At 66.4% G+C, this 24,201-nt stretch carries 27 protein-coding genes and 3 tRNA genes; 16 read left to right on the top strand and 14 right to left on the bottom strand.

Features of this window, described 5'->3' with window-relative positions:
- Positions 1 to 92 precede the first annotated feature (92 nt).
- The gene (locus tag N5C25_RS11565) at positions 93 to 989 is read right to left on the bottom strand and encodes a M48 family metallopeptidase (protein WP_279936965.1); all 897 of its coding nucleotides are present in this window, start codon (positions 987 to 989) and stop codon (positions 93 to 95) included.
- Between the two features lie 88 nt (positions 990 to 1,077).
- Entirely contained in the window at positions 1,078 to 2,964 is a 1,887-nt protein-coding gene (locus tag N5C25_RS11560; RefSeq protein WP_279936964.1) for a formylglycine-generating enzyme family protein, read from the bottom strand.
- Between the two features lie 84 nt (positions 2,965 to 3,048).
- Between N5C25_RS11560 and rnd the strand changes: the two genes are divergently transcribed.
- The gene (gene rnd, locus N5C25_RS11555) at positions 3,049 to 4,128 is read left to right on the top strand and encodes a ribonuclease D (protein WP_019660532.1); all 1,080 of its coding nucleotides are present in this window, start codon (positions 3,049 to 3,051) and stop codon (positions 4,126 to 4,128) included.
- 132 nt (positions 4,129 to 4,260) lie between these two features.
- On the opposite strand, the gene N5C25_RS11550 is transcribed toward rnd, so the two are convergent.
- Positions 4,261 to 6,591, bottom strand: coding sequence for a TonB-dependent receptor (locus N5C25_RS11550; RefSeq protein ID WP_279936963.1), 2,331 nt, complete (start codon positions 6,589 to 6,591; stop codon positions 4,261 to 4,263).
- Positions 6,592 to 6,820: 229 nt separating this feature from the next.
- Between N5C25_RS11550 and N5C25_RS11545 the strand changes: the two genes are divergently transcribed.
- A tRNA-Ala gene (locus tag N5C25_RS11545) sits at positions 6,821 to 6,896 on the top strand.
- A gap of 62 nt (positions 6,897 to 6,958) precedes the next feature.
- Here N5C25_RS11545 and N5C25_RS11540 read toward each other — a convergent pair.
- Positions 6,959 to 7,129: a hypothetical protein gene (locus N5C25_RS11540; RefSeq protein WP_251102669.1), complete on the bottom strand. Its 171-nt coding sequence runs from the start codon at positions 7,127 to 7,129 to the stop codon at positions 6,959 to 6,961.
- A gap of 160 nt (positions 7,130 to 7,289) precedes the next feature.
- Between N5C25_RS11540 and N5C25_RS11535 the strand changes: the two genes are divergently transcribed.
- The gene (locus N5C25_RS11535) at positions 7,290 to 7,775 is read left to right on the top strand and encodes a hypothetical protein (RefSeq protein WP_251102668.1); all 486 of its coding nucleotides are present in this window, start codon (positions 7,290 to 7,292) and stop codon (positions 7,773 to 7,775) included.
- A 6-nt stretch (positions 7,776 to 7,781) separates the two neighbouring features.
- On the opposite strand, the gene N5C25_RS11530 is transcribed toward N5C25_RS11535, so the two are convergent.
- A complete protein-coding gene (locus N5C25_RS11530) occupies positions 7,782 to 8,543 on the bottom strand; it encodes an SDR family oxidoreductase (RefSeq protein ID WP_279936962.1) in 762 nt (253 codons plus the stop codon).
- A gap of 132 nt (positions 8,544 to 8,675) precedes the next feature.
- Here N5C25_RS11530 and N5C25_RS11525 point away from each other — a divergent pair, with 132 nt between their 5' ends.
- The gene (locus N5C25_RS11525) at positions 8,676 to 9,515 is read left to right on the top strand and encodes a methylated-DNA--[protein]-cysteine S-methyltransferase (RefSeq protein WP_279936961.1); all 840 of its coding nucleotides are present in this window, start codon (positions 8,676 to 8,678) and stop codon (positions 9,513 to 9,515) included.
- Positions 9,516 to 9,552: 37 nt separating this feature from the next.
- Here N5C25_RS11525 and N5C25_RS11520 read toward each other — a convergent pair whose 3' ends face one another.
- Positions 9,553 to 10,578, bottom strand: coding sequence for an NADP-dependent oxidoreductase (locus tag N5C25_RS11520; protein WP_279936960.1), 1,026 nt, complete (start codon positions 10,576 to 10,578; stop codon positions 9,553 to 9,555).
- Positions 10,579 to 10,943: 365 nt separating this feature from the next.
- Here N5C25_RS11520 and N5C25_RS11515 point away from each other — a divergent pair.
- From N5C25_RS11515 to dxs, 8 genes are all read left to right on the top strand, one after another.
- Positions 10,944 to 11,019 (top strand) — tRNA-Phe (locus N5C25_RS11515).
- Between the two features lie 71 nt (positions 11,020 to 11,090).
- A tRNA-Phe gene (locus tag N5C25_RS11510) sits at positions 11,091 to 11,166 on the top strand.
- A gap of 100 nt (positions 11,167 to 11,266) precedes the next feature.
- On the top strand, positions 11,267 to 11,842 hold the full coding sequence (locus N5C25_RS11505; RefSeq protein WP_058979630.1) for a hypothetical protein: 576 nt from the start codon (positions 11,267 to 11,269) through the stop codon (positions 11,840 to 11,842).
- Positions 11,843 to 11,939: 97 nt separating this feature from the next.
- Positions 11,940 to 12,491 (top strand): lipocalin family protein, encoded by a 552-nt coding sequence (locus tag N5C25_RS11500; protein ID WP_279936959.1) that lies wholly within the window; start codon positions 11,940 to 11,942, stop codon positions 12,489 to 12,491.
- A 162-nt stretch (positions 12,492 to 12,653) separates the two neighbouring features.
- Entirely contained in the window at positions 12,654 to 13,130 is a 477-nt protein-coding gene (locus N5C25_RS11495) for an LEA type 2 family protein (RefSeq protein ID WP_010486516.1), read from the top strand.
- Between the two features lie 65 nt (positions 13,131 to 13,195).
- The gene (locus N5C25_RS11490) at positions 13,196 to 14,986 is read left to right on the top strand and encodes an acyl-CoA dehydrogenase C-terminal domain-containing protein (protein ID WP_279936958.1); all 1,791 of its coding nucleotides are present in this window, start codon (positions 13,196 to 13,198) and stop codon (positions 14,984 to 14,986) included.
- A gap of 411 nt (positions 14,987 to 15,397) precedes the next feature.
- Positions 15,398 to 16,063, top strand: a complete 666-nt coding sequence (locus tag N5C25_RS11485) for an HNH endonuclease (protein ID WP_019660544.1) — start codon at positions 15,398 to 15,400, stop codon at positions 16,061 to 16,063.
- A gap of 105 nt (positions 16,064 to 16,168) precedes the next feature.
- On the top strand, positions 16,169 to 18,076 hold the full coding sequence (gene dxs / locus N5C25_RS11480; protein ID WP_032953273.1) for a 1-deoxy-D-xylulose-5-phosphate synthase: 1,908 nt from the start codon (positions 16,169 to 16,171) through the stop codon (positions 18,074 to 18,076).
- Positions 18,077 to 18,219: 143 nt separating this feature from the next.
- Here the strand turns inward: dxs and N5C25_RS11475 are convergent, their stop codons facing one another.
- The 3 genes from N5C25_RS11475 to N5C25_RS11465 form a co-directional block, all read right to left on the bottom strand.
- On the bottom strand, positions 18,220 to 18,423 hold the full coding sequence (locus N5C25_RS11475) for a hypothetical protein (protein WP_005417823.1): 204 nt from the start codon (positions 18,421 to 18,423) through the stop codon (positions 18,220 to 18,222).
- Positions 18,424 to 18,591: 168 nt separating this feature from the next.
- Positions 18,592 to 19,155: a DUF3011 domain-containing protein gene (locus N5C25_RS11470; RefSeq protein WP_197575166.1), complete on the bottom strand. Its 564-nt coding sequence runs from the start codon at positions 19,153 to 19,155 to the stop codon at positions 18,592 to 18,594.
- 133 nt (positions 19,156 to 19,288) lie between these two features.
- The gene (locus N5C25_RS11465) at positions 19,289 to 19,495 is read right to left on the bottom strand and encodes a hypothetical protein (protein ID WP_058979621.1); all 207 of its coding nucleotides are present in this window, start codon (positions 19,493 to 19,495) and stop codon (positions 19,289 to 19,291) included.
- Positions 19,496 to 19,896: 401 nt separating this feature from the next.
- On the opposite strand from N5C25_RS11465, the gene N5C25_RS11460 reads away from it, so the two are divergent.
- From N5C25_RS11460 to N5C25_RS11450, 3 genes are all read left to right on the top strand, one after another.
- On the top strand, positions 19,897 to 20,181 hold the full coding sequence (locus N5C25_RS11460; RefSeq protein ID WP_005410420.1) for a hypothetical protein: 285 nt from the start codon (positions 19,897 to 19,899) through the stop codon (positions 20,179 to 20,181).
- Between the two features lie 12 nt (positions 20,182 to 20,193).
- Positions 20,194 to 20,427, top strand: a complete 234-nt coding sequence (locus N5C25_RS11455) for a DUF1653 domain-containing protein (protein ID WP_019660549.1) — start codon at positions 20,194 to 20,196, stop codon at positions 20,425 to 20,427.
- A 311-nt stretch (positions 20,428 to 20,738) separates the two neighbouring features.
- The gene (locus N5C25_RS11450; RefSeq protein ID WP_019660551.1) at positions 20,739 to 21,071 is read left to right on the top strand and encodes an SMR family transporter; all 333 of its coding nucleotides are present in this window, start codon (positions 20,739 to 20,741) and stop codon (positions 21,069 to 21,071) included.
- Between the two features lie 22 nt (positions 21,072 to 21,093).
- Here N5C25_RS11450 and N5C25_RS11445 read toward each other — a convergent pair whose 3' ends face one another.
- From N5C25_RS11445 to N5C25_RS11425, 5 genes are all read right to left on the bottom strand, one after another.
- Positions 21,094 to 21,267 carry a DUF1328 domain-containing protein gene (locus tag N5C25_RS11445; RefSeq protein WP_021202178.1) on the bottom strand — a complete coding sequence of 58 codons (174 nt, stop codon included), beginning with the start codon at positions 21,265 to 21,267 and terminating at the stop codon, positions 21,094 to 21,096.
- Positions 21,268 to 21,361: 94 nt separating this feature from the next.
- Positions 21,362 to 22,003 carry a LysE family translocator gene (locus tag N5C25_RS11440; RefSeq protein ID WP_279936957.1) on the bottom strand — a complete coding sequence of 214 codons (642 nt, stop codon included), beginning with the start codon at positions 22,001 to 22,003 and terminating at the stop codon, positions 21,362 to 21,364.
- Positions 22,004 to 22,101: 98 nt separating this feature from the next.
- A complete protein-coding gene (locus tag N5C25_RS11435) occupies positions 22,102 to 22,710 on the bottom strand; it encodes an ATP-dependent Clp protease proteolytic subunit (RefSeq protein WP_021202179.1) in 609 nt (202 codons plus the stop codon).
- Positions 22,711 to 22,747: 37 nt separating this feature from the next.
- Positions 22,748 to 23,098: a polyketide cyclase gene (locus N5C25_RS11430; protein ID WP_262213249.1), complete on the bottom strand. Its 351-nt coding sequence runs from the start codon at positions 23,096 to 23,098 to the stop codon at positions 22,748 to 22,750.
- Positions 23,098 to 23,409, bottom strand: a complete 312-nt coding sequence (locus N5C25_RS11425; RefSeq protein ID WP_019660556.1) for a metalloregulator ArsR/SmtB family transcription factor — start codon at positions 23,407 to 23,409, stop codon at positions 23,098 to 23,100. The genes N5C25_RS11430 and N5C25_RS11425 overlap by 1 nt, the downstream gene beginning before the upstream one ends.
- Before the next feature lie 86 nt (positions 23,410 to 23,495).
- Between N5C25_RS11425 and N5C25_RS11420 the strand changes: the two genes are divergently transcribed.
- Positions 23,496 to 24,188 (top strand): aspartate/glutamate racemase family protein, encoded by a 693-nt coding sequence (locus N5C25_RS11420; RefSeq protein WP_279936956.1) that lies wholly within the window; start codon positions 23,496 to 23,498, stop codon positions 24,186 to 24,188.
- Positions 24,189 to 24,201 lie beyond the last annotated feature (13 nt).

Raw genomic sequence — 24,201 nt, 5'->3', positions numbered from 1 at the left:
CCGGACCCACCCCGCCATCCCACGGAATGCACGCTGTTGCTGTTGCTGTTGCTTCGGCAGGTGCAGGGCTGCAAGCCCTGCCGAACAACCCCCTACTTTGCCTGCTCGCAGAACTTCTGCCGGTACTCGAGTGCCTTCGGCATCAACGCCTGCAGGTTCTGGATACGGGTACCCGGGTTCGGGTGAGTCGACGCGAACTCCGGCGGTGACTGGCCACCACTGGCCTGACCCATGCGCTGCCACAGCGGCACCGCCTCGCGCGGGTCGAAGCACGCCGCTGCGGCCAGCATCAGTCCCACTTCGTCGGCCTGGGTCTCGTGGCTGCGCGCATACGGCAACAGATACCCATAGCCCATCGCCGACATCATCATCTGTTGCTGCTGCGCATCCATGCCGCTGGCGGCGCCGGCCATCTGCCCGATCTGGGTCAGCTTCTGCTGCGCCATCCGCTGCGCACCGTGGCGCAGCAGCGCATGGGCAATCTCGTGGCCCATCACCACCGCCATCGCGTCGCGCGTGCGCGCCACCGGCACCAGGCCGGTATAGACCGCCATCTTGCCACCAGGCAGGCAGAATGCGTTGGCCTGTTCAGATGGGATCACGCTGACTTCCCACTGGAAATCACGCGCGAAATGCGCCGGCTGAACGCCGTGCTCCTGCGCCAGTGCAGTCTCCACCACATCAACCTTGGCAATCAGGCGCTGGGCGATGTCGCGCACATCGCGCGCGATCGGCGCGTTGGAGTCCATCGGCGGCTCCTCCGAGAGGATCTGCTGGTAGGCCTGCAAGCCCAAGGCGGTCTCCTGGCGGGCGTCCAGGCTGCTGTCAATCATCACCTTCTCGCCGGTGTAGGGGTCCACCGTGCGATTGGAAAACCAGTAGAAGAGCGCATAGCCGGCGGCCAGCAACAGCACCCACCAGCGGATGTTGCCAAACAGGCCGCGACGCTGCGGGCCTTGGGGCGAGCGGGAAAAGGGATCATTGCGCATCAGGGGTCGTCCAGCAGGCCCCGCCGGCCGGCGGGCACGGCGCAATCTTAGTGCGCGGGCGCCAGCAGCGGGTGAAGCCCGGTGCCGCTCAGATGCCCCGCACCAGGCGGAAACCGATGCGCGCGCTGGTGGTGTCCGAATCCTGCGACTGCCGCCACGCCGCACGGGTCTGCTCCGGCGCGTTGGCCCAGTTGCCCCCGCGGATCACCCGCGCGCGACAGCCCGGGTTGAACCAGGCCGCGCCATCGGAGGGCGCGCGCCGGTAGCTGGCATGCCAGCAATCGGCCACCCACTCGCTGAGATTGCCCGCCATGTCGTGCAGGCCGAAGGCATTGGCCTGGAAACTGGCCACCGGCGCGGGCCCCCACCAGCCATCGCCATAGCCGATGAAGGCGTTGTGCCAGTGCCGTCCCGATGGCGAGACATCCTTGCTGCCAGTGAAGTTGCCAGCACCGGGCGGCGGCGTGCCGGCGGCGCCCCACGGATAGCGGCCACTGCTGCCGGCGCGCAGCGCGTATTCGAACTCGGCCTCGCTGGGCAACCGGTAGCTGCGCCCGGTCTGCTCGGACAACCACGCCGCATAGTTTTCGGCATCGCGGATACTGACATGCATCACCGGCGAATTGGCCATCGCGAGGCCACCGTCGTAGTCCGAACGCCAGTCCACGCCGCTGCGGCGGATGAAGTTGCCGCTGCGTTCGTCATAGACCACCGAATGGCCGCGACGGGTCGCACGCGGGCGCGCATTGGTCGCCTTCACGTAGCGCTGGAAATCGCTGACCGTCACCTCGGTGATCGCCATCGCGAAGCCTCGATCAAAGCGTACATAATGCGATGGCCGCTCGGCATCGCTGGCGCCCGGCTCGGCATCACCGGCCCCCATCTGGAAGCCGCCGTGCGGGACCACCACCATCTGCGGCCCGCGCCCGCCATCGCGCATGGCATCGCTGAATACCTGCCCCGGGCGGAAGCTGCCGTAGTGCGTGGCCAGGTCAATGCGCTCACGCAGCTGGGCCACCACCGGGTCTCCCGGCAGGGCGATGCGCAGGGCCTCGGCCAGCTTCTCGCGTGCCGGCTTCAGGCCCTGCGGCGTGGACAGATCGCGCAGGCCGTCATCGCGCAGCTGCAGCAACACCGCCGCACGGATCTGCTCGATGCGCTCGAACGCGTCGGCAATGGTCGGCGATGAGTCGCGCACCTTGCTGGCTTCGGCCAACCAAGTGCCCGCGCTGGCGAAATCGCGCGCGCGTGCAGCATCTTCTGCGCGGCGGATCAGCCCGCTTTCGGCTGCGGCCAGTCCCTGCCGCGCGCGGCTGTTATTCCCATCCAGTGCCAGTGCCTCGCGGAAGTTGCCAATAGCCCCGTCCCCGTCTTCGCCGATCCGGCCCGAGCGCAGGTCCTCTTCACCGGCGCGGTTGTAAGCGACCACCCGCTGGGCAAGCTCCACCCGACCCTGCAGTGCGCGTACCTTCTCGTCCTTGGGCGCCAGGGTCAGCAGCACCAGCGCCTGGCGGCTGGCCTCGGCCAGCGCCTCGCGCTGCTTCAGCGGCCGCACCAGCAACGCATCCGCCTGCTGCTGCAGGCGCTGGCGGGCACGCTGCAGGCCCTGGCGGGCCTGGCGGTCATCCGGGTCCTCTTCCTGTACTGCCAGCCACAGCGGAATGGCGGCATCGGCATCCTCATACAGCCGGCCCTCAGTGAAGGCCTGCCCGGCCGCGCGGCGCAACTGGGCCAGGCTGCGGCCCTGGCGGTCCACCCGCGGCGGCATCCACTGCTGTACATCCTCGGCGGCATCCTCACCGGCGATGGTCACGCTGCCCTGCCCGGCCTGCGGGCGCTCGTCGCTGTCTGCGTTCGCGGACGGGCGCGCCTCCTCCCCGGCACTCCGGTCCACTGCCGTGGGGGGCGACGGCGTGCAGCCTGCCAGGGCCATGGCCAAGGCGGTGCACAGCGCGGACGACAGCGGAAAACGCAAGCAGGATCTCCTTCGGCGGGGACGCGCACCGACGTTAGGCTATTCTCCCCTGCCTGAGCAAACCCGAGTAGTAGGCCCTGACCCGTGGCAACCTGGATCACCACCCCCGCCGAGCTGGATGCGTACTTCCAGCAGCGTCCGGCCCGCATCGGCCTGGACACCGAATTCATCCGTGAACGCACCTTCTGGCCGCAGTTGGCTCTGGTGCAGATGGCGGTCGGGCAGGACATCCTGCTGATCGATCCGCTGATTCCCGGCATGACCGAGGCACTGGCGCCGTGGCTGGCCGATGAATCGATCACCAAGGTGATGCACAGCGCCAGCGAAGACCTGGTTGCCTTCAAGTGGACCTGCGGCGTGTTGCCGCGACCGCTGTTCGACACACAGATCGGCGCCTCGCTGGCCGGCATTGGTGGCGGCATGGGCTACCAGAAGCTGGTCGCGGAAATCACCGGCGTGGCGCTGGCCAAGGGCGAAACCCGCTCGGACTGGATGCGCCGTCCACTCTCGGAGTCGCAACTGCAATACGCCGCCGACGACGTCGAGCACCTGTTCGCGCTGCATGACGCCATTGATGCCAAGTTGCAGGCGCTGGGCCGCCAGCAGTGGCTGCACGACGACGGCGAGCGCCTGCTGGCCAGCGTCGCCAATGACGAGGACCGCTGGCCACATCTGGCGATGCGCTCAGCGCAGTTTCTCGATGCTCCCGCGCAGCGCCGCCTGCTGCGCCTGCTGCGCTGGCGTGATGTGCAGGCACGCAGCAGCGACCGCCCGCGCAGCTGGATCCTGGACAACGAACTGGCCGCCACGCTGGCACGCACGCCACCGGCCGATGCCGCCGCGCTGGCCACGCTGTTTGAACAGTTCCCGAAGGCACCGCGCAAGCTCGCCGGCGCGGTGTGGCAGGCGCTGGACACGCCGCTGGCCGATGAGGCCGAGGCACCGCTGGCGTTGCCCGCCAACGACACCAACAAGCAGGCACTGAAGAGGCTGCAGGACGCCGTTGCCGAGCGCAGCCGCGAGCTGGGCCTGCCGGATGGCGTGCTGGCCTCGCGCAAGCATCTGGAAAGCTACCTGGAGCGCCGCCAATGGCCGGCCGCTCTGGCCGGCTGGCGCCAGCAGGAACTGGAGTCGCGGCTGCAGGCGCTGCTGCCGGCACGCTGAAGCGCCGACCACGCCGCCGGATTGCGGTCCGGCTACCGTCGAAGGCCACGAAAAAGGGCGACCCGGATCACCGGGCCGCCCTTTGTATTCCAGCAGTGCGATGGCGGGAAGGCCCGCCACCGTGGCAACGTCTTACCAGTTCATGTTCAGCGAGACACCGACGGTGCGCGGTTCGTTGTAGACCGCGGCCATGTAGTTCTCGATCACACCCTTGAGGTCCTTCTCGTTGGTGATGTTGCGCGCGAACAACGCCACTTCGTAAGCACCGTAATTGCCCGAGTAGCCGATCTTCAGGCCACCTTCGAAGTCACCCTTGGAGTTGAACTCCTTGCTGTCGTACAGCACGAAGCTGGTGTAACCCTGCTTGTTCCAGTCGGTGGACACGAACATGGTGCCAGCGTCGCTGACCGGGAAGTCGTAGCGGGCAGCCAGGTTCACGTTGTACTTCGGTGCATTCGGCAGCGGGTTGCCGTCGATCTGCGCGAAGGTGCTGGCGCCGACCTTGATGGTCGGGTCGTTCACCGTGCACACCACCTGGCCGTTGAGGCCGCAGACCTGTGCGTAGACGCGCTTGTCCTTGATTTCGCTGTGCAGCAGGCTCAGGCCGGCGCTCAAGGTCAGGTTCGGGATCGGGCGCAGCTCCATGTCCGCTTCGAAACCATAGGCCCTGGCCTTGTCGGCGTTGAACAGCACGCCGTTGCCGTCCGAATCGTTGCCGTTGAGCTGGATGTCGTTGACGGTGTAGGTGAACGCGGTGGCGTTCAAGCGCAGGCGGTTGTCCCACAGGCTGCTCTTCACGCCCGCTTCCCAGGACAGGATGGTCTCGGAATCGGCAGTGGTGAAGTCGGCATTGAACACGGCCGAGCGGCCCTGGATGGTCGGGCCGCGGAAGCCGCGGGCGACCTTGGCATAGACGCTCACGTCCGGCGTGACCTGATACATCGCGCTCAGATCCCAGCTCGGGGTGGTGTCGGACATCTTGACGTCGGTGCGGCCCTTGTAGATGACCACGCCAGCGGCAGTGTCAGCCGTCTTCAGCAGGCGGGTGTGCTTCTCGTCCCGGGTCTGGCGCAGGCCGGCGGTAACGGTGAACTTGTCGGTGAAGGCATAGCTCAGCTGGCCGAAACCGGCCCAGGAGGTGTTCTTGTTGCGCAGGCGCACCCAGTTGTTCGGGTTACGTGCCGGGCCCTGCAGGAACCACGCGCGCTGGTAGAAGTCGGTGGTGTCGCTGCCGTTGAAGTAGAACGCACCGGCCTGCCACTGCAGCGCGCGGTCGTCATGGCTGGCCAGGCGGAATTCCTGGGTCCACTGGTCCAGGTCGCGGATGCGGCCCATCGACTGGCCGTAGCCGTTCGGCACGCCGTTGACCGGGAAGTTCGCCGCAGCGCCACCGTCGGTGTCACCACGGCTGTAACCGGAAGTGGTCTCGTAGGCGGTGATCGAGGTGAAGTCGATCGCACCGAAGTCGTAGCGTGCCTTCACCGAGCCGCCGTAGGTCTTGTAGGCCTGCGGGTTGTTGTCGGCCTCGTCGTAGGCGACCTTGTCGCGCGGCACGTCGGTCTTGTTCGAGCCCTTGGTCAGCGCACCGCGCAGGAACAGGGTCGAGGTGCCTTCATAGTCGCGGGCGTGGGCCGAGGCCAGGATCGAGAACTGGTCGCTCGGGGTCAGCAGCAGCTGGGCGCGCACGTTGCGGTCGTCGAAGCCGCCCATGGCGTTCTTCTTCGGGCTGACCGTGCCATCGGCGCTCGGGCCCTTGTAGGTGTTGTCGACGTAGTCATCGCGGTGCTGGTACAGCGCCGACACGCGGAACGAGGCGATGTCGTTGATCGGGCCGCCGAAGCCGCCGTCGATCGACACGCTGTTGTAGGTGGCGTAGCTGGCGCTGACGCGGCCGGTGTAGTCCTGGGTCGGCTTCAGGGTGTCGAACTTGACGATGCCGGCGGTGGTGTTGCGGCCGAACAGCGAGCCCTGCGGGCCGCGCAGCACTTCCACCTGGTCTACGTCATAGACCGGGTTGGACTTCAGCACCACGTGCTCCAGCACCACGTCGTCCTGGATGATCGACACCGGCTGCGAGGCACCCAGGTAGAAGTCGATGTTGCCCAGGCCGCGGATGTAGAAGCGCGGGAAGATGCGGCCGGTGGTGGTTTCCGCATACAGGCTCGGCACGCGGCCGGACAGTGCCAGCAGGGTGTCGTCGCCGCCGGCGGTGAAGTCGCGCATGCGCTCGCCCTGCACCACACCCACCGAGACCGGCACTTCCTGCAGGTTCTGCTCACGGTGTTCGGCGGTCACGGTGATCGTGTCCAGGCCGGTTGGGGTCGGCGCGCTGTCCTGCGCGGCGGCACCGAAGCTGCCCGCCAGGGCCAAGCCAGCACAGGCCAGGGCCAGCGGGTGACGGCGGAAGGAAACAAAGGAAGACGACAGACCCGACAGGCGGCGGGAATCGGAATGGGAGGGCATGGAATGCTCTGAGGAGGCGTCCGTGCGGCCTGCGCGAGCCGGGCGGCAAAAGGGAGGAGAACTGCGCAAGCGGCCATTATCCCCCAAATTGTTACGATTTCGTTGCGCGGACCCCGCCGCGGCGAACCGAACGGTTTCGGCACCATTGCGCGCGCTCACGCCGCGTCGTCCGGCGTCCCGGATCCGCTTGGCAAGGCGCGGCCACTTGGCTACACTTGAGTCCTGCCGTGGGGCCATAGCTCAGCTGGGAGAGCGCGTCGTTCGCAATGACGAGGTCAGGAGTTCGATCCTCCTTGGCTCCACCACTTTTCAGAAGAACCCGCAGATTGCCATGATCTGCGGGTTTTTTCTTTTCAGCGCCTCCGGCTCAGGCCGGCTCCTGGTCTCCATCCTTGCGTTGCGGGCCGCGCGAGTGCGTATCACGCACCTGTTGATCGCGCTGCCCCGGCCGCTGCTTGGCCACATCGTCCTGCTTCCTGTCCTGGCGGCTTTCCTGGATGCCCTGCTTCGGGTCCTGATCCCTGCTTTGCTTGTTCATCGAAAACTCCCTCGCCGGCAGCAGGCCAGCGCTGCCACCACGCTAGAGGTTGCCGGGTGAGCCGCAGGTCAGTCCCGCGCCAACATCCTGTGCAGGAAGCGGCTTGCCGCCACCGCCCCCGCGCAGCCAGAATCCGAGGGCCAACGCCCACCGGTACGCCATGCCCTCTTCTGCCCAGCGCGCAGCACACGCCGTGCCGATGATCATTGATTCGACCGACGGCAGCATCCAGCTCGGCAATCTGCCGACTCTGATCGGCCCCACCCTGTCACGGGATGAGGCACGTGTCGCCTTCGTCACGCTGATGCATGGCGAACGCGATGTCGGCACCGGCTACGTCTGGCTCAGCCTGCACCAGCTCAGCCTGGGCGGCGCGCCCGCTGGCATCAGCCTGTGCTTCTTCGGGCAACAGCTCGACATGGTGACGATGGGCGTCGATCTACCCGGTGCGACGTTGGAAGACGGCTGGCCGACCCAAGCGGCAATCGATGCCGAAGTCGCCTTCATGCGCCGCACGCTGGGTGCGGCGCTGGGGCGCAAACTGGCCGGCGGCCACGCCCGCTTCGACTGGGGCGAGGCATGGGCCCGTTTCGATCCGAAGGGCTTCATGGCCAGCAGCGGTATCCGCTACGCGCCACGCTCATGACGCCGCTCAGGTACGGGTGATCGACACGCCGCCTTCAACACGCATCGCGGTACCGGTAACGAAGCTGCTTTCATCGCAGGCCAGGAACAACGCCGCATTGGCGATCTCCTCCGGCTCGGCCATGCGCTTGAGTGCATGCAGCGAGCGCACGAAGTCGCGGGCATCGCCGGTCGGTGCGGCCTGCCGGCCCATTTCGGTATCGGTGCCACCGGGCAACAGCACATTGCTGCGTACGCCGCGCGCTCCGTACTCGGCCGCGATCACCTGGCTCAGGCCGATCAGCCCCGCCTTGCTCGACGCATAGGCCGCCATGCCCGGGAAGCCCACGGTATGGCCGACAAAGGTGCCGACAAACACGAGCGAGCCGCCGCCGCGCGCCAGCAATGCCGGCAACTGCGCGCGTGCGGCATGGAACGCGGCATCCAGATTGGTGGCCATCACTTCACGCCAGGCGTCCACCGGGAACTCCGCTGCCGGCACGCCCGGCCCGAGCATGCCGGCATTGTTGAGCGCGATGTCCAGGCCGCCGAAGGACTGCTGGGCCAGATCGACCAGCGCTTGTGCCGTGCCCGGGTCAGCCACGTCAGCGGCATGCGCCACGGCTTCGCCACCGGCGGCGCGAATCTGCTCGACCAGCGCCTGCAGCGGCTCCGGCCGCCGTGCGTTGAGCACCAGCTTCGCCCCTTCGGCGGCGAAGCGCAGCGCGCTGGCGCGGCCAATGCCAGCGCTGGCACCGGTGATGAGAGCGATCTTGTTGTTCAGGCGCATGGTCGTGGTGCCGGTTGTGAAGTGGCCGCCACGATGCCGCGCCTTCGGCCTGCCAACACTCCGTTTCCGGGCCTGGCCCGTCGGTGCAGGAAACGGAGTTTCCGCAGAACCGGCGCGTGCCAGAATCCGGCCATGGACAGTACCGCCACAGCCCTCGATGCCCGCGTCGAACGGGTCTGCCGCCACCTGCAGACCAGCCTCGACGAACCCTCACTGCAGGAACTGGCCGACATCGCCGGCTGCAGCCCGACCCGGCTGCACCGCCTGTTCAAGCAGGCCACAGGGTTGACCCCCAAGCAGTACGCTGCCGCGCTGCGCGCCGACCGCCTGCGCACCGGGCTTGAACAGCAGGAACGCATCACCGATGCCTTCCATGATGCCGGCTTCGGTTCCAGTGGGCGCTTCTACGAGAACGCACCGAAGTTGCTGGGCATGACGCCCAAGCAATGGCGCGCAGGTGGTCGCGGCGAAGTCATCCACTTCGCGCTTGCCGAAAGTTCACTGGGCAGCGTGCTGGTGGCCAGCAGTGCCACTGGCGTGGTCGCGATACTGCTCGGCGACGATCCGGAGACGCTGCTGCAGTCATTGCAGCAACGCTTCCGCCAGGCCGAACTGATTGGCGCCGACCAGGGCTATGAGCAACTGGTGGCGCAGGTCGTGGGCCTGGTCGAGGATCCTTCGCGGGGCGCCACGTTGCCGCTGGATATCCGCGGCACCGCATTCCAGCAACGGGTGTGGCAGGCGCTGCAACAGATCCCGCGTGGACAAACCGCCTCCTATGCGGATGTCGCTGCGCGTATCGGTGCGCCACGCTCGAGTCGTGCGGTGGCACGTGCATGCGCAAGCAACCCGCTGGCGGTGGCAGTCCCCTGCCACCGCGTGGTGCGCCACGACGGCGACCTGTCCGGCTATGCCTGGGGCGTGGCACGCAAGCGCGAACTGCTGCGCAGGGAAAAGGCCTCGACTGCCTGAAGTGGGTGCCGACCTTGGTCGGCACACCGCCAAGCCCTCAATCCAGCTTCACCACCAGCTTGCCGAAGTTGCGTCCCTGCAGCAGCCCGAAGAACGCCTCCGGCGCATTCTCCAGCCCTTCCACCACATCCTCGCGGTACTGGATGCGGCCTTCGCGCAGCCACTGCCGCATCTCACGTTCGAAGTCCGGCCACAGATGGTTGAAGTCGTGCACGATGAAGCCACGCACGGTCAGGCGCTGGCGCAGGATCTGGCTGAACAGTGCCGGCAACCGGTCCGGGCCGGGCTGCTCGACGCCCCGCTCGTTGTAGGTGGCGATGGTGCCGCACACCGGAATGCGGGCGAAGTTGTTGAGCAGCGGCAGCACTGCATCCAGCACATGGCCACCGACATTCTCGAAGTACACGTCGATGCCGGCAGGTACCGCCGCGCGCAGCTGCTCGGCAAAATCAGCCGCGCGATGATCCAGCGCCACGTCCACGCCCAGCGTCTGCAGATAGGCACGCTTGGCCTCGCCACCAGCGATAGCCACTACGCGCGCGCCCTGCAGCTTGGCCAGCTGCGCCACGGTCGCGCCGACCGGCCCCGTTGCGGCAGCCACCACCAACGTCTCGCCCGGCTTCAGACGGGCGATTTCATGCAGGCTGGAATAGGCGGTGAAGCCGGGCATGCCATATACCCCCAGCGCCGTACTCAGCGGCAGTCCGGCCGGGTCCAGGCGGCGCCCCAGTGCCGTGGCCGGCAGCACCGCGTGGGTCTGCCAGCCACCCGGCGCCAGCACCAGCTCACCTGCAGCTACACCCTCGGCGTTGGACTGCAGCACCTCGGCCACGGTCTGCCCTTCCATCACCGCGCCCACCGCCACCGGCGCGGCATAGGACGGTCCCTCATCCATGCGTCCACGCATGTACGGGTCAAGCGACAGATAGCGGTTGCGCAGCAGTACCTCGCCGTCCGCCGGTACCGGCAGCGCTGCCTGCTCCAGGCGGAAGTTGGCCGCAGTGGGCGCTCCCTGCGGACGCGACGCAAGCACGATGCGGGAGGTGGTCGAGGAATCGGACATGGCCAAGTCTCCGCTGTTGCCAGCATTGGGAAAGGAGTACCGACACTACGCCGCAGCCATCCCCGATGGCGCCCACGAAAACAGCGTTCCATCGCCAAGCTTGGCCTTGGCCGCGTGCAGCCCTTGCCGGCGCAGCTTTGCCGATCACCGTGGCCCGCTGATTTCTGCCGCAGGCGATGATCACCGCGTCGCGGCGCCGATGAACCGGCACTCAGGGCACTGCCCTCTGCCTCGTGACGGAGGATCAAGCACTTGCATCCACGCAGACGGCAATGTGAAGGTTTTTTGCCAAAATGCTTGCCGTAGGCGGCCGACCTCCGTAATATGCGCGTCCTTGGCAGCGACCTCGCTGCAATGAAACACGTGGCCGAGTAGCTCAGTTGGTAGAGCAGGGGATTGAAAATCCCCGTGTCGGCGGTTCGATTCCGTCCTCGGCCACCACGTTCGACAGCCTGCAGAAATGCGGGTCTTTTTTTCGGGAATCGCAGTTGATCGTGATTGCCACACAATTTGGCCGAGTAGCTCAGTTGGTAGAGCAGGGGATTGAAAATCCCCGTGTCGGCGGTTCGATTCCGTCTTCGGCCACCATCTTCAGAGACCTGCAGAAATGCAGGTCTTTTTTTTTGCGTGACCGTGCCTGCCGGCTCTGTAGTACTGTCCTTGGTCCACTGTATGGAGCACTGATGACATGGATGACGCACCTTCTCTACCCCAACTGCAGCAATCGCTGCGACGCCTGCACTGGCTGGTTGCCGGGCTGTCCATGTTGTTGCTGGGCCTGGCCGCAGTCACGGCCTGGCTGCTTTCGCAGCGCGATGCCCCATTACACGTCGATCATTTGAGCACGCGGCAGCTGCAGGTACTCGACGAGCACGGCGTGGTGCGGGTGGAGATTGGCCAGGACAGCGCAGAAGACGGGCGACGAAGCCGCGCCGCGGGCATCCTGATTTTCGATGCTTCCGGCGCCGAGCGAGGCGGCCTGAGTACATTCGAGGACGACAGCGTCGCTCTTGCCCTGGATGCCCCGAAGGGACAGGGCGAGGACCGGTGGCGGGACCGGGCCGGACTCCGTGTGGACGCCGACGGCTCCGCGCAACTGCTGCTCACCGACAATCTGACCCGCGGCGCAGTACGCCTGCATTCCAAGGGAACCGGCGGCGGAGGGCTGGACACCTTCAAATGGGATATGAGCAGCGGCACGCTGCATACGCGAACGCTTACTTTTGACGGCGACGAGCGCAGTCAACGCCCGTTCGAGCAGTAGTTGCAAAAGTCGGCGGCAATGGTTGCCGGCGCATGGAACCTTTACACGTGGCCTTGGCCGCTCGCCTAAGCTCAGGACTCCTGAACGGAGTACGCCGATGCCTCTGCGCCCTGCCCTGCTCGCATTCCTGCTGCTCGCCACCTGCCCGGCCTTGGCCGCCGAGCCGGTGCGCGCGGTCGAGCGCCTGGACATCGATCGCTACGCCGGCCAGTGGCACGAGATTGCGCATCTTCCGGTTTCGTTCCAGAAGCAATGCGTGGGCGATATCACCGCCAACTACGGGCTGCGCCGCGATGGCCGCATCAGCGTCACCAATGCCTGCCGCAACGGCGACGGAGAACGCGTGGTTGCTGAAGGCGTGGCGCGCCCGGTTGCCGGCCATCCCGGCCAGTTGCAGGTGCGATTCGTTCCGGACTGGCTGAGCTGGGTGCCACTGGTCTGGGCCGACTACTGGGTCCTGGCACTGGACCCGGACTATCAGTGGGCGTTGGTCGGTGAACCGGACCGAAAGTACCTGTGGATCCTCTCGCGCCTGCCGGAAATGGATCGCGCCCAGTTCGAACAGCTGAAAGCCAAGGCCGAGACGATGGGCTACGACCTCGGCCCGCTGCGCCTGATGGCCCCGATTCGCGATACACCCGCCGACTGAACCTCCCCGCATCCGGCGCACCACGCGCGCGCCATCCGGCGCCGCGCACGCCCGGCCGCCATCTTCACGCGCTACCCTCTGCGACGGGTCGCCACAGGCGATCCAAACGACCATACGCCGTAGTATGCTTATCCAACGCACCCCTTCAGAGGAACTGCGCCCATGCTCCACCGTTTCCGTATCGCCTTGATCGTCCTGTGCACCCTCGCCCTTGTTGCCTGCAACAACGGCATCGTCAAGCGTGTTTCGGAACCGGCGGCCAGCCTCCAGCAGCTGACCGTGCGCGCCGACGGCAACTGGACCGTGGCCCTGCGCCTGCAGAACTACAGCTCCATGCCCATGACCTTCGATGACGTCGCGCTGGCGCTGACCGTCGGCGACAGCGACGCCGGCACCCTGCAGGCCAAGCCGGGCATCTCCATTGGCGGCACCTCAGCCGATGTCATCAATGTTGACCTCGTGCCCAGCTCGGCCGCACGCCTGGTGGTGGCCGACGCGCTGGCCAGCAACCGCACCCTGGCTTACGGCCTGAAGGGAACGGTGGCGGCCACGCCGCAGGAAAAGAAGCAGCGCAGCTTCGATATCAGCAGCCGCAGCACCCTCAACCAGGCGCCCGGCCTGCCGGGCGTGCTGCGCTGATTTCCACCTTCCGTCGCGGCGCCTGGCGCCACTCTCCCCTGCCCTGATCAAACCGAGACGTACCGATGAGCAGCTACACCGCCCCGCTTTCCGACCTCCGTTTCGCCCTGCACGATGTGCTCAAGGTCGAACCCCTGTTCGCCCGCCTGGGCTTCACCGACGCCACCGCCGACGTGGTCGATGCCGTGCTGGAGGAAGCCGGCCGCTTCAGCGCCACCGTGCTGGCCCCGCTCAACAGCGTCGGCGACGAGATCGGCTGCGTGCTCGACCAGGCCACCGGTGAAGTGACCACCCCGCCCGGCTTCAAGCAGGCCTACGACCAGTTCGTCGATGGCGGCTGGACCGGCCTGACCGCCTCGCCGGAACTGGGTGGGCAGGGCCTGCCGCACACCCTGGGCGTGCCGCTCAACGAAATGATCAACGCCGCCAACCTGGCGTGGGGCAACTTCCCGCTGCTCTCGCACGGTGCCATCGAAGCGCTGAAGCAGCACGGCGAAGCCTGGCAGCACGAGGCCTTCCTCAAGCCGCTGATCGAAGGCCGCTGGACCGGCACCATGTGCCTGACCGAACCGCACTGCGGCACCGACCTGGGCCTGCTGAAGACCAAGGCCGAGCCGAATGCCGATGGCAGCTACGCGATCACCGGCACCAAGATCTTCATCACCGCCGGCGAGCACGACCTGACCGGCAACATCGTGCACCTGGTGCTGGCCAAGCTGCCCGACGCCCCTCCGGGCGCCAAGGGCATCTCGCTGTTCGTCACCCCCAAGTTCAAGGTCGACCGCGAAGGTAACGTCGGCGAGCGCAACGCACTGCGCTGCGGCTCGATCGAGCACAAGATGGGCATCAAGGGGTCGGTCACCTGCGTGATGAACTTCGATGGCGCACAGGGCTACCTGGTCGGCCAGCCGCACAAGGGCCTGCAGGCGATGTTCACCATGATGAACACCGCGCGCCTGGGCGTTGGCCTGCAGGGCATCGGTCTGTCCGAGCGCGCCTACCAGAACGCACTGAAGTACAGCCGTGAGCGCCTGCAGTCGCGCGCCCTGAGTGGTGCCAGGTTCCCGGACAAGCCGGCCGACCCGATCCTGGTCCACCCGGATGTGCGACGCATGCTGCTGACGGTGAAGTCGCTGGTCGAAGGCAGCCGCCTGCTGGCGCTGCACGCTGCCACCCTGATCGACATTGCCCACCATGCCGGGGATGCCGCCGAGCGCGAGCGCGCCGACACCCTGGTGAGCTTCCTCACGCCCATCTCGAAGGCCTGCCAGACCGAGTGGGGCATCGAGAACACCTACAACGCCCTGCAGTGCTTCGGTGGCCACGGCTACATCCGCGAACACGGCATGGAACAGCTGGCCCGCGATGCGCGCATCACCACGCTGTATGAAGGCACCACCGGCATCCAGGCGCTGGACCTGATCGGCCGCAAGACCGCCCCCAGCCAGGGCGCCGGCCTGAAGCTGATGCTGGCCGAGATCGAAGCCTTCACCAAGGAACACGAGGGCAACGAAGCGCTGGCCGAGTTCATTGGCCCGCTGCGCGCCAAGGCCGCCGAATGGGGCAAGCTGACGATGGACGTGCTGCAGCGCGCGGCCGGCAATCCGGACGAACTGGGCGCAGCCAGCTACGACTACCTGTTCTATTCGGGTTACGTGGTGCTGGCCTACTGGTGGGCCCGCAGCGTGGCCGCCGCCGATGCCAGCGCGCACGGTGCCGCTTTCGCCCAGGGCAAGCGCGAAACCGCGCGCTTCTACTTCGCCCGCGTGCTGCCGCGCACGCTCAGCCACGCCGCCGCGATCCAGTCCGGCGCCGCCCCGCTGATGACGATGGACGACGAGCGCTTCGGCGCCTGAGCCGGGCTGCCGCCCGGCACCCGCGGTAGTGCCGGCCGCTGGCCGGCAACCGCAACAGCCGGCTTCCTGCGGGATGGCGAGGTGGGTCCAATTGCGGGGGACGGCGCAAGTACGTCCCTGTAGCCTCGGTCGCGCCATCCATGGCGCTCACGCCCCCGCAACCGGACCCACCCCGCCCTCGACAGATTTCTGCTGCTGGTAGGTGTCGACCTTGGTCGACACCGTAGATCCACGCCATGCGTGGATGGAAACCCCCGAAATCCCTCTGGAGAAGAGCCCCCTTTTGTTAAAGGGGGCGCACCGACAGGCGCGGGGATTAGAAAGAATGCGCGGACCTGAATGTTGACGATTTGCGTATCGCCGACAGGCGATACACAAATCGTCAACATTCAGGTATAAGCTGTTCTCCCGATGGAGACAGACACTACACGCTTGGGTCTGATCGAAGCCGGAGCTCCCCTTTCTGCTCCGGGCGCCGAAGCATCGCCCAACGCCACGACGCTGCATCGCCCCGGATCGGTCCGGCTGCTCTCGCTTGATGCCCACGGACGCGTACTGGACTGGATCACCTGGCAGGACGCAGCCTGCCTCTACGCCCGCGAAGCGGTTGCCTGGACGCTGGGCGATCCCTGCCTGCACATCCACGGCGGTACCAACCGCTTCAGCGGCCTGCAGAGCGGCATGGACCTGCACCCGATCATTGCCGCCCGCGGCCACGCCCGCTCCCGCGCGATCGATCCGACACCGAACCTGACCAACCCGGCCCTGTTCGCCCGCGACGCCCATCTGTGCATGTACTGCGGCCAGCAGTTCAACCGCCCCACGCTCACCCGCGACCACGTCGTGCCGCTGTCCAAGGGCGGCCTGGATTGCTGGGAAAACGTGGTCACCGCCTGCTTCCACTGCAATTCGCGCAAGAGCGACCGCACCCCGCAGCAGGCCGGCATGCCCCTGCTGGCAGTCCCCTACCGGCCCAGCTGGATCGAGCACCTGATCCTGTCCAATCGCAACATCCTGGCCGACCAGATGGCCTTCCTGAAGGCGCAATTGCCCAAGCGGTCGAAACTGAGCACCTGAACGCCCGAAAATGCAACCCTCACCGTCCTGTCACGGGCGGCGGCGTTTGCTTGCCCCACCCCCGTTTGAGGGCGAAAATGGGCGTTCAGAAAAAGTGCGAACATGATGATCGACTCTGCCCGCTATCCCCGCCTCGCGCGCATCCAGACTCCGGATGACCTTCGCACGTTCGACGAATCCGAATTGAGGGCGGTCGCCGACGAACTGCGCGCCTACCTCATCGAATCGGTGGGCAAGAGCGGCGGCCACTTCGCCGCCGGCCTGGGCGTGATCGAGCTCACCGTGGCCCTGCACTACCTCTACCAGACTCCGGTCGATCAGCTGGTCTGGGACGTGGGTCACCAGACCTACCCGCACAAGATCCTGACTGGCCGCCGCGACGAGATCCATACCGTCAAGCAGAAGGACGGCGTCGCGCCGTTCCCGAAGCGCGAGGAAAGCGAGTACGACACCTTCGGCGTCGGCCACTCCTCGACCTCGATCTCGGCGGCACTGGGCATGGCCATCGCCCGCCAGTCCGAAGGCGACGACCGCAAGATCGTGGCCGTGATCGGTGACGGCGCGATGACCGCCGGCATGGCGTTCGAAGCGCTGATGCATGCCGGCGGCATGGAGCCGGAACCGAACCTGCTGGTGATCCTCAACGACAACAACATGTCGATCTCCGAGGCGGTCGGCGGCCTGACCAAGATGCTCGGCCGTGCTACCGGCAGCCGCACGCTCAATGCGCTGCGCGAAGGCGGCAAGAAGATCCTCGGTGACAAGAAGAACAACCCGGCGCGCTTCGTGAAGCGCTGGGAAGAACACTGGAAGGGCATGTTCGTGCCGTCCACGATGTTCGAGGAAATGGGGTTCCACTACACCGGCCCGATCGACGGCCACGACATGCCCGCCCTGCTGTCCACGCTGAAGACGCTGCGCGCCTCCAAGGGCCCGAAGCTGCTGCACGTGATGACGACAAAGGGCAAGGGCTACGAGCCGGCTGAAGGCGATCAGATCGGCTACCACGCGGTGGGTCCGTTCGATCCGGACAAGGGCCTGGTGGCCAAGGCCGGTGCCAAGAAGCCGACCTACACCGATGTGTTCAGCGACTGGCTGTGCGATGCCGCCGCCGCCGAACCGCGCCTGTACGGCATCACCCCCGCGATGCGCGAAGGCTCCGGCCTGGTGCGTTTCAGCAAGGAATACCCGCAGCGCTACTTCGACGTGGCCATTGCCGAACAGCACGCGGTCACCCTCGCCGCCGGCATGGCGACCCAGGGGGGCAAGCCGGTGGTGGCGATCTACTCGACCTTCCTGCAGCGCGCGTACGACCAGTTGGTGCATGACGTGGCCATCCAGGACCTGGATGTGCTGTTCGCGATCGACCGCGCCGGCGTGGTCGGCCCGGACGGCGCGACCCATGCCGGCAACCTCGACCTGAGCTTCCTGCGTTGCGTGCCGAACATGGTGGTGATGGCCCCCTCCAACGAAGCAGAATGCCGGCAGATGCTCAGCACCGGCCTGCAGCACCCCGGCCCGGCAGCCGTGCGTTATCCGCGTGGCACCGGCACCGGCGTGGCTGCCGGCACTGACCTGTCCACCCTGCCGATCGGCAAGGGCGAGCTGCGCCTGCAGGGCAGCCGCATCGCCCTGCTGGCCTTCGGCAGCACGGTAGCCGCCGCCGAGCAGGTCGGCCGCGAACTGGGCCTGAGCGTGGTCAACATGCGTTTCATCAAGCCGCTGGACCGCGAGCTGTTGCTGGCTGTGGCCGCCCAGCACGAGGGCCTGGTGACGATCGAAGACAACGTGGTGGCCGGTGGCGCCGGCTCCGGCGTCGGTGAGCTGCTCAACGCCGAAGGCGTGCTGCGCCCCATCCTGCACCTGGGCCTGCCCGACAGCTACCAGCACCACGCCAGCCGTGAAGACCTGCTGGCCGAAGCCGGTATCGATGCCGCGGGCATCCGCGCGGCGGTACTCAAGCGCTGGCCGCAGCTGGCCGCCGGCACACCGCCGCTCAGCGCGGCCGGCTGAGGCCGATTGCCAATCCGTGGATCCACGCATGGCGTGGATCTACTGCGGAACAGAGGCGCAGACCCACGCCAGATGCAAAGCAGATCGACGCCATGCGTGGATAGCGGGGTCCCAGAACCGGATCTGGCCGGAAGCCCCAACCCTCAGCCGTAGCTGACCGCTTCCACGAAGGCGCCGCTGGCTTCCACCCGCACCGCAGCGCGCTGCCCGGTGTCGACGAAGTGGAGACGTGCAAGGGTCTCGGCGAAATCATAGGCTCTGGCACCGTCGCGGAACTCGATCGGTTCGGGCCGGTCCGGGTGCAGCACGCGCCATTGGCGTTGCTCGCATTGCAGGCGGATCAACATGCAGCTCACTCCTTGAGGCAGCGTATCGACGGTGGCGGGATGGGCGTGCCGGTTACGGCAGACTTCATCGCGACGGATCAGGGGCACGCAGGGGTGCCCTGATTCGCAGAAGATACGACGTTCAAAATGTGAGCTGTATCAGATTATTCTGATTTTCGAGGGGCGCGCTCAATTCACCTGGAACTGCGCCCGGCAGCCGTCGCTGACCCAGATGCCACGGCGGTCCCAGCCCCAGGTCTGGCCTTCGATGCAGGCACTGCGTGAATCCTGGCGGACCAGGCGCACGCCACGGCGGATGCGGGCATCGCAGTATTCCTGGCGGTGACCGTTGGAATGGCAGGTGATCACCTCGCCCCCGCCCCAGCCATTGCCACCATTGCCCCAGCCGTTGCCATGGCCACCACCCCAGCCACCGCCGCGGCGGTAGTCGCCGACGAACTCGGCACGGCAGCCCTGGGTGACCCAGACGCCGTAGCGCGATTGCCCCCAGGTCTCGCCTTCCACGCACGGCGAGCCGGACAACTGGCGGATCATCCGGGCACGGCCTTCCAGGCGGCATTCATTGCTGCGGTTCTTGATCGATTCGCAGCGTACGATGCCGCCGCCGTCGCGACCGCCATAGCGATCGTCGTCATAACCGTAGCCATAGCTCTGCGCCTGCGCGCCGCCTGCGGCGGCCAACATCGGCAGCAGCGTGCAGGCCAGGGCGCGCCAGGTGAGTGCCTTGCCCATCGGAATCTCCACATGAATACGATGGCGCAAGCATCCGGGATTCGCGGCCCGGCGGACAGGGGGCGCCCCCAAGGCGGTTCTTTCCCCATTCAAACAGCTCAACCGTGGCTGACTGCACCTCGGCTGGGTGGTGTCAACGTCCGAAGTGGAGTGCGTCCACGAAATTGCCAAGCGCCTCGACCCGTACCGTGCTGCACTGGCCGGTGCGGCGGTGGTGCTCCTGGGCCCGCGCTGCGGCGACATCGAAGGCCTCGGCACCCCGTGCATAACGGGTTGCGTCATGCGCCTGCGGGTCCAGTACGGACCAGTGCCGGGCATTGCATTGAACGGTAATGACCATTGGAGACTCCTGCGGAATGGATCAAGCCGGCGACGGAAGGCCCTGAGCACCGGTACCCCATCAGGCTAGCGATCGCCTCCGGGATGGCCCATCAGATTTGTACGAAAATGCCGCGCCGCGCTGTCAGGGCGCCCCGCCATCACATCCCTGAGGCCGTTTAGTGAGTCCCCTTTCGTGACCCTTGTCACGGAGTTGGCGGAGCTTCACACTACCGTCACCAACAGGGGCCCCTTCCACATGCGCACCTTCTTCTCGCAGCAGCGTTGGACGTTGCTGAAGTTCTACTTCGTGGCCAGCTACCTCGTGCTCATCGAGGAACTGATCCGCGCCGCCATGCACTGAGCGCTTGCTGCAGGGCTATTTGCGGCAGACACTGTCGCTTTAGGCACGGAGCCCGCCCGATGAAAGCGCTTCTTCTGATTCCAGCCCTGCTGGTGCTGTCCGCCTGTGCCAACCAGCATCAGGCCGCTGCGCGTGCCGATACGGCGGCCACTTCGCCTGCCACGCCGAAGGTCGGTGGCGACCGCGATGCCCACGGTTGCATCGGTTCGGCCGGCTACCAGTGGTGCGAGCACAGCCAGCGTTGCGAACGTCCGTGGGAACTGGCGCAGGCACAGGGCCTGGCCAACACCGCCGAAGCCATCGATGCCTACTGCGCGAAGCCGGCCAGCCCGGCGCGCAAGTGAGTCGCGCCGCCCATGGCTGAGCTGAGTCCGCTACCCACCCTGGCCCCAGGCCGCTACCGCCACTTCAAGGGCGGCGAGTACGAAGTGCTCGACATCGTCCGCAGCAGTGAGACCCTGCAACCGATGGTGCTGTACCGCGCGCTGTATGGCGAAGGTGGCCTGTGGGTACGCCCGTACGCCATGTTCGTCGAGCAGGTGCCGGGCGAGCACGGACCGCAACCGCGTTTCGCCCGCATCGACGCATGATGGCTCCGCTGCCGACCTTGGCCGGCAGCGCGCGGCAACGCGGTGGGCCTGCGCTACAGTCGTACCGTCCAGTCGGTTTCTTCCCGCCACGCCCGTATCCGCTCCTGTTCGCGCCGCAAGGCAGCGCTTGGCGTACCTGGAAGCGTGCGATGCTGGCCGTATTCCCTGGCGACGCCAACGGTACGCGGCGCGCGGCGCGCTGCCAATGGCTGCTGGGCCACGGCCTACCCGCTCGACGCGCAGGAACGTGCCAGCGCATTGACCATGGCCGATCAGGCGCTGAAACTGAGCGCAATGAGCTGGAGCGGTCAATGAATTCCTATCTCTACCTTGCCGCTGCCATCGTGCTGGAAGTGATTGCCACATCACTGCTGAAGGCGTCCGACGGCATGAGCCGGCTGGCGCCGACACTGGGCGCACTGGTCGGCTATGGACTGTGCTTCTACCTGTTGTCGATGACCATGAAGTCGATCCCGACCGGCATCGCCTACGCGATCTGGTCCGGCGTCGGCATCGTGCTGATCTCGCTGATCGGGCTGGTGGTGTTCAAGCAGCGCCTGGATGCACCCGCGCTGATCGGCATCGGCCTGATCTGCGCCGGTGTACTCGTGATCAACCTGTTTTCGCGCAGCAGCGCGCACTGAGCACGCTGCTGCGCGATCAACGCTAGCTGACCTTCTTGGCCACGGTCATGCCGAGCAGGAACAGCACCACGGCGATGATGATGCCGGCCCAGAACAGGAACTTGGCGATGCCGACCGAGGCACCGGCGATGCCACCGAAGCCGAGCACGCCTGCGATCACACCGATGATGGCGAAGATGATGGCCCACTTGATCATGTCAAACCTTTCCCTGCGGGGACTGCGTACTGGATGATCAGGCTAGGCCGTCACCGATGCGGCAGTCGTGAACAGGCCGCGTGCGCGGCGTGAATCAGCGCGGACGAAAGCGCAGCAGCGCGACGGCAAACGCCAGGAACACGCTACCGACCAACCGCTCGAACCATCGTCGCGCAAAGGGTTCGGCCAGCCAGCGGCGCAGGCCATGGCCACCGGCTGCATACATCACGTACCAGAACAGTTCGCAAGCGGCGAAGGTGGCCACCAGCACGCTGTACTGAAACGCCTGGCCACGTGACGGGTCAACGAACTGCGGCAGGAACGCCGCCGCGAACAGCAGCAGCTTGGGATTGCTCATGCCCACCAGAAGGCCACCACGGAACACGGTCCAGGCACCAAGCGTCGGCATCATCGGCAGTGCGGCATCCACCGTCACCGTAGGCGCGGGACGGCAGCTGTCGCGCCATGCCTTCAGGCCCAGCCAGGCCAGGTAGGCCACGCCCAGATAGCGCAGCACTTCGAACAGCATCGGCGAGGAATGAAGCAATGCGCTCAGGCCAGCAGCGGACGCGGCCAGCACCAGCAGCATCGCCAGCAGGCAGCCGGCCATCGCAGGTACACTGCCGCGGAAGCCGAGTCCGACGCTGCGGCCGAGGATATGCAGCATGTTCGGCCCCGGCGTGCCACACAGAACGAACACCGTGGCGAGGAACCACCACCAGGTATGCAGGGCCATGGCGCAGATCCACTTCAGAAGACCGTACCAGCATAGAGTGCGTCTGCAACTCGCGGCACATACAGCACAGCGTGGATGTGGTGGTTACAGAGGCAGGCTCAGGCCGCGTGCTCGTCGCGCCGTACCAGTACCTGGTCGATCAGGCCCCATTCGCATGCCTGCTCGGCACTCATGAAACGATCGCGGTCCAGGGTCTGCTCGACCTCCTCGACACTGCGTCCGCAATGCTGCGCATACAGCCGGGTGATGCGCTGCTTGGTGCGCTGCATTTCCTCGGCGTGGATGAAGATGTCCGAAGCCTGGCCCTGCACCCCGCCCAGCGGCTGGTGCACGTGCAGGCTGGCATTGGCCAACGCCGCGCGGTGACCGGGCTCGCCGGCCATCAGCAGGAACGAACCCATCGACCGCGCGGTGCCCATGCACAGCGTATGCACCGGGGCCGAGATGTATTGCATGGTGTCGTACATCGCCAAGCCGCTGGAAATGACTCCGCCTGGCGAGTTGATGTACAGATGGATCGGCTTCTCCGGGTTTTCCGATTCCAGGAACAGCAGCTGCGCACAGACCAGCGCCGACACGGTGTCATCGACTTCGCCGTTGAGAAAGATGATGCGCTCGCGCAGCAGCCGCGAGTAGATGTCATAGGAACGCTCGCCGCGCTCGCTGCGTTCCACCACCATCGGTACCAGCTGCATCCTGTCCCGCATGTGCCTGCTCCCTATAGCGTTCGATCCAAGCGCTGGTTCAAGCCGCGCGCATCACCGTGCGATGCTCATCGTTGGAAGCCGGCGGGATCAGAGAACGCCGGTCAGTGAGCCGATGCACGATGGTCAGCACTGTCCCTCCACCCTCATCCGCGCGCAGCCGGAAACACACCAGACTGTGCAGATGTGGGGGCTGCGCATCGCGCAAGCGGAAACCCAGCTCCCGCCCCTCCTCGCGCAGGCAAGGCTGCGGATCGGCAAGATCGGCCGCAGGCAACCAGCGCTCACGCAGCGCCGGGTCCAACAGTGCGCGCCAGACCCGTTCCGGTGGCGCTGGCAGCCACTGCTCCATCACCAACGCAGGAGCCGCTTCGTTCAGAACGTCGTCCATCAATCCATCTCCTTCAGCAGATCCTGCAAGGCATCCATACGCGCGGGCCAGTAGGCCCGGTAGCGCTGCAGCCAGTTGCCGATGTGGGCCAGTCCGCGCGGATCGACCTCGTAGTAGACGAAGCGGCCTTGGCGCTGTTCGCTCACCAGCCCGGCATCGCGCAGCACTGCCAGGTGCTGGGACATCGCAGACTGGCTGATCGCCACGCCCTCGCGCAGCGCGCTGGCATGCTGCCCGCCCTCGGCCAGCTTTTCGAAGATGTGGCGGCGGGTCGGGTCGGCCAGCGCCTTGAACAGGGCGTTCTCGATCATGGTCAACACATTAGCAATCGCTAATGTGTTGTGCAACTCCCGCATCGGCTGTGCTGCAATGACGGCTCCCCGGCATGGAGCTGTGCATGAAGACCCTTGGCCTGATCGGCGGCATGAGCTGGGAAAGCTCCGCGCAGTATTACCGGCTCATCAACGAGGACGTGCGGCAGCGCCTCGGTGGCGCACATTCGGCGCAGCTGCTGCTGTGGTCGGTGGACTTCGCCCCGATCAAGCAGCTGCAGCACGACGGCGACTGGGATGCACTGGGCGACCACATGGTTGAGGCCGCACGGCGCCTGCAGGCCGGTGGTGCCGAACTGCTGCTGGTCTGCACCAACACCATGCACACGCTGGCCGACCGCATCGAGGCGGCCTGCCCACTGCCACTGCTGCATATCGCCGACCCCACCGCCCAGGCCATCGTGCAGGCAGGGGCGCGAAAGGTGGGCCTGCTCGGCACCGCCTTCACCATGGAGCAGGACTTCTACCGCGGCCGGCTGCAGGATCGCTTCGGATTGGAGGTCCTGGTTCCCGAAGCCGATGATCGTCGCAGCGTGCACGACATCATCTACCAGGAACTGATCGCCGGCGTGGTCAGCGAACACTCACGACAGGTCTACGCCGGCGTGATCGAGAGACTGGTCGCGCGCGGCGCCGAGGCCATCATCCTCGGCTGTACCGAGATCATGCTGCTGGTACGGTCGGAGGACAGCACAGTGCCGCTGTTCGATACCACTGCACTGCATGCGCGGGCCGCCGTGGACGCGGCGCTGGCGTGAATCAATGCGCGCC

Source organism: Stenotrophomonas sp. GD03958, from assembly GCF_029839005.1.
GTDB lineage: Bacteria > Pseudomonadota > Gammaproteobacteria > Xanthomonadales > Xanthomonadaceae > Stenotrophomonas > Stenotrophomonas hibiscicola.
Note: the sequence above shows the minus strand (reverse complement) of the source record. Positions and strands in the feature narration are given on the sequence as shown.

Coding starts and splice junctions, on each gene's coding strand:
- N5C25_RS11460 (WP_005410420.1), top strand. CDS start 19,897: ATGAAAGCGCTTCTTCTGATTCCAGCCCTGCTGGTGCTGTCCGCCTGT.
- N5C25_RS11490 (WP_279936958.1), top strand. CDS start 13,196: ATGAGCAGCTACACCGCCCCGCTTTCCGACCTCCGTTTCGCCCTGCAC.
- N5C25_RS11550 (WP_279936963.1), bottom strand. CDS start 6,591: ATGCCCTCCCATTCCGATTCCCGCCGCCTGTCGGGTCTGTCGTCTTCC.
- N5C25_RS11565 (WP_279936965.1), bottom strand. CDS start 989: ATGCGCAATGATCCCTTTTCCCGCTCGCCCCAAGGCCCGCAGCGTCGC.
- N5C25_RS11445 (WP_021202178.1), bottom strand. CDS start 21,267: ATGATCAAGTGGGCCATCATCTTCGCCATCATCGGTGTGATCGCAGGC.
- dxs (WP_032953273.1), top strand. CDS start 16,169: ATGATCGACTCTGCCCGCTATCCCCGCCTCGCGCGCATCCAGACTCCG.
- N5C25_RS11450 (WP_019660551.1), top strand. CDS start 20,739: ATGAATTCCTATCTCTACCTTGCCGCTGCCATCGTGCTGGAAGTGATT.
- N5C25_RS11425 (WP_019660556.1), bottom strand. CDS start 23,409: ATGATCGAGAACGCCCTGTTCAAGGCGCTGGCCGACCCGACCCGCCGC.
- N5C25_RS11520 (WP_279936960.1), bottom strand. CDS start 10,578: ATGTCCGATTCCTCGACCACCTCCCGCATCGTGCTTGCGTCGCGTCCG.
- N5C25_RS11435 (WP_021202179.1), bottom strand. CDS start 22,710: ATGCGGGACAGGATGCAGCTGGTACCGATGGTGGTGGAACGCAGCGAG.
- N5C25_RS11430 (WP_262213249.1), bottom strand. CDS start 23,098: ATGGACGACGTTCTGAACGAAGCGGCTCCTGCGTTGGTGATGGAGCAG.
- N5C25_RS11420 (WP_279936956.1), top strand. CDS start 23,496: ATGAAGACCCTTGGCCTGATCGGCGGCATGAGCTGGGAAAGCTCCGCG.
- N5C25_RS11540 (WP_251102669.1), bottom strand. CDS start 7,129: ATGAACAAGCAAAGCAGGGATCAGGACCCGAAGCAGGGCATCCAGGAA.
- N5C25_RS11525 (WP_279936961.1), top strand. CDS start 8,676: ATGGACAGTACCGCCACAGCCCTCGATGCCCGCGTCGAACGGGTCTGC.
- N5C25_RS11505 (WP_058979630.1), top strand. CDS start 11,267: ATGGATGACGCACCTTCTCTACCCCAACTGCAGCAATCGCTGCGACGC.
- N5C25_RS11465 (WP_058979621.1), bottom strand. CDS start 19,495: ATGGTCATTACCGTTCAATGCAATGCCCGGCACTGGTCCGTACTGGAC.
- N5C25_RS11470 (WP_197575166.1), bottom strand. CDS start 19,155: ATGGGCAAGGCACTCACCTGGCGCGCCCTGGCCTGCACGCTGCTGCCG.
- N5C25_RS11455 (WP_019660549.1), top strand. CDS start 20,194: ATGGCTGAGCTGAGTCCGCTACCCACCCTGGCCCCAGGCCGCTACCGC.
- N5C25_RS11535 (WP_251102668.1), top strand. CDS start 7,290: ATGCCCTCTTCTGCCCAGCGCGCAGCACACGCCGTGCCGATGATCATT.
- N5C25_RS11500 (WP_279936959.1), top strand. CDS start 11,940: ATGCCTCTGCGCCCTGCCCTGCTCGCATTCCTGCTGCTCGCCACCTGC.
- N5C25_RS11485 (WP_019660544.1), top strand. CDS start 15,398: ATGGAGACAGACACTACACGCTTGGGTCTGATCGAAGCCGGAGCTCCC.
- N5C25_RS11530 (WP_279936962.1), bottom strand. CDS start 8,543: ATGCGCCTGAACAACAAGATCGCTCTCATCACCGGTGCCAGCGCTGGC.
- N5C25_RS11495 (WP_010486516.1), top strand. CDS start 12,654: ATGCTCCACCGTTTCCGTATCGCCTTGATCGTCCTGTGCACCCTCGCC.
- N5C25_RS11440 (WP_279936957.1), bottom strand. CDS start 22,003: ATGGCCCTGCATACCTGGTGGTGGTTCCTCGCCACGGTGTTCGTTCTG.
- N5C25_RS11475 (WP_005417823.1), bottom strand. CDS start 18,423: ATGTTGATCCGCCTGCAATGCGAGCAACGCCAATGGCGCGTGCTGCAC.